The organism is Mesorhizobium sp. M2A.F.Ca.ET.067.02.1.1, from assembly GCF_004023285.1.
Lineage (GTDB): Bacteria > Pseudomonadota > Alphaproteobacteria > Rhizobiales > Rhizobiaceae > Mesorhizobium.
On the sequence record NZ_RZSB01000841.1, the window covers coordinates 1 to 2,361 of the forward strand.

2 protein-coding genes and 1 pseudogene are annotated in these 2,361 nt (G+C 66.2%); all 3 read right to left on the reverse strand.

Annotated features, from left to right (window positions below):
- A partial coding sequence (locus EOA28_RS32595) for a malonate decarboxylase subunit alpha (RefSeq protein ID WP_128315694.1) occupies positions 1 to 1,170 on the reverse strand: 1,170 nt, incomplete at its 3' end.
- On the reverse strand, positions 1,167 to 2,183 hold the full coding sequence (locus EOA28_RS32600) for a Gfo/Idh/MocA family oxidoreductase (protein ID WP_126081450.1): 1,017 nt from the start codon (positions 2,181 to 2,183) through the stop codon (positions 1,167 to 1,169). The genes EOA28_RS32595 and EOA28_RS32600, both read right to left, overlap by 4 nt.
- Positions 2,180 to 2,361, reverse strand: a pseudogene (locus tag EOA28_RS32605) (substrate-binding domain-containing protein); the annotation flags it as partial. The gene EOA28_RS32600 and the pseudogene EOA28_RS32605, both read right to left, overlap by 4 nt.

Here is a 2,361-nt window from a genome sequence, read left to right on the forward strand (position 1 = left end):
GGGCCGCGCCGAAAGTTTCGAGACATTGACCGAGCCGTGGCGGTCGATCTGCAGGAAGGAGAGCAGCGAGGCATCGAAGCCGCCGGCCTGGAAATAGATGAACTGGTGCGGCGAGGGCATGATTGCCTCGGCGTTCGAGGCGCAGCCGAACTTGAAGTCGAGCAGCGGCACGCCGCCGACCGCGCCCTGCTCGATCACCCAGGTGACCTTGCCGTGCTGGCCTTCCTCCAGGAGGATACGCGGCACGTTGGCGGAGATGCCGAAGCCGATGTTGACGGCCATGCCGTCGCGCAATTCCATGGCGACGCGGCGGGCGATCACCTTCTGGATGTTCATCTCCGGCGTGCGGAAACTCGACAGTGGCCGGAAGATCTCGCCCGAGATCGCCGGGTCGTAAGGCGTCTGCGTCGTCTGCAACTGATCGGGCGCCACCACGATATGGTCGACCAGCACGCCGGGAACGCGGACATCGTGCGGCTTCAGCGTGCCGTTCTCGACGACGCGCTTCACCTGCGCAATGACAATGCCGCCATTGTTGCGGGCGGCAAGCGCCTGCTCCAGCCCGCCGAGATAGGCACCCTCATGCTCGTAGGTGAGGTTGCCGCGCTCGTCGGCGGAGGTGGCGCGCATGATTGAGATATTCGGCACGATCGAGCGGAAGTAGAGCCATTCCTCGCCGTCGAACTGCTCAATCGACACGATCGGCTCGCTGGCGGCGGCGTTCATGGCGCAGCCCTGGTGGCGCGGATCGGCGAACGTATCGAGGCCGACCTTGGTCAGCACGCCGGGGCGCTTGGCGGCAGCCTCGCGATGCATGTCGAACAGGATGCCCGACGGCACGTTGTAGGCCGCGACTGAATTGTCGCCGATCATCTTCCAGATCTGTGGCGGCTCGGCGGAGGAGGGGCCGGACGGATAGGAGCCGCACAGCGTGCGCTTCAACAGGCCGGGCTTGGCGAGATGGTCGATGCCCTTGATGCCATACATGTCGCCGGCGGCGATCGGATGCAGCGTCGTGATCGCCTTCGGATGGCCTTCCGCGTCGAAGCGCTCGCCAATCGCGGCAAGCACGGCGTCGGGGCAGCCAAGGCCGCTCGACGACGATACCGAGACGACCATGCCGTCCTTGATCAGGCTGGCGGCGTATGCCGCCGAGACGAGCTTGCTCAATCGAGGCTCCCAAGTTGCGGGTCGATGGTCACAGCCTTGCCCGTTTTCGACGATTGCAGCGCGGCTTCGGCCGAAGCCAGCGACCAGATGCCGTCCTCGCCGGTGGCGGAAGGCTGGCCTTCGCCGCGGATCGCGGCGTGGAACTGGCGGACCGAGCGGGTATAGAGGTCCTCGCGGTCGAAGCTCAGTTCTTCTTCGCCGCTCGCGGTGCGCAGCAGCACCGAGCCGATTGGCTTCTGCGTCATCACATTGGCGGCGATCAGCGAGCCTTCCGTCCCGTGCACCTCGAAGCCGGTGCCGGCATATTTCGTGGTGAAGCCCTCGTGCGATTGGGCGATGACGCCGGACTTGAAGCGCCAGATGCACATGGCGCCGTCCTCCAGCCCGCTTCCAGCCATGCCGGCCGATTGCGTGAAGGCCGAAACCTCGACCGGATCGTCGCCGAGCACGAAGCGCAGCGTGTCGGCATCGTGCACCGTGATGTCGAGCACCACGCCGCCGCCGGCCTCGGGCCTGGTGATACGCCAGCCTTGCAGGTTCTCCGGCAGAAAGACCGAGTGGAAGACGCGCGCCGCGATCGGCTTGCCGATGCGGCCGGCGGCGATCGCCTCTCGCATGGCGCGATGAGCGCCGGCGTTGCGCAGGTGATGATTGGTACCGAAGACGATGCCGGCGTTCTTCGCTGCCGAAACCATCGTCTTCGCATCGGCGCTAGTCAGCGCCAGCGGCTTTTCGCACAGCACATGCTTGCCCGCCTTGATCGCCGCCATGCCCTGCTCAAGATGCAATTCGTTGGTGGTGGAGATGTAGACGGCGTCGATGTCCGAGTTGAGCAGCGCGTCGAGGGTCGAGACGGCGGCCGGAATGCCGTTCTCGCGGGCGTAGGCCTCCGCGCGCTCCGCGTTCGAACTCATCACGGCTGCGATCTCGCCATTGGCCTGCGCGCGGATGGCGCTGATCATGAACTGCTTGGCGATCGTGCTGGCGCCGATCAGTCCCCATCGCGTGCTCATGCCGCGTCTCCCACCTGGCTGTTGCGGTTTGGCCCGCTGCTTTCCCGCACGACCAGGCTGACGGCGCCGATATGGTCCTCGGCGCGCGTGGTGCGCGACTGGATCATCTTCAGCATCACGTGGGCGGCGCGCTCGCCCAGCCCCGCGGTGTCGACGGCAGCGCTGGTCAGCGCCGGGC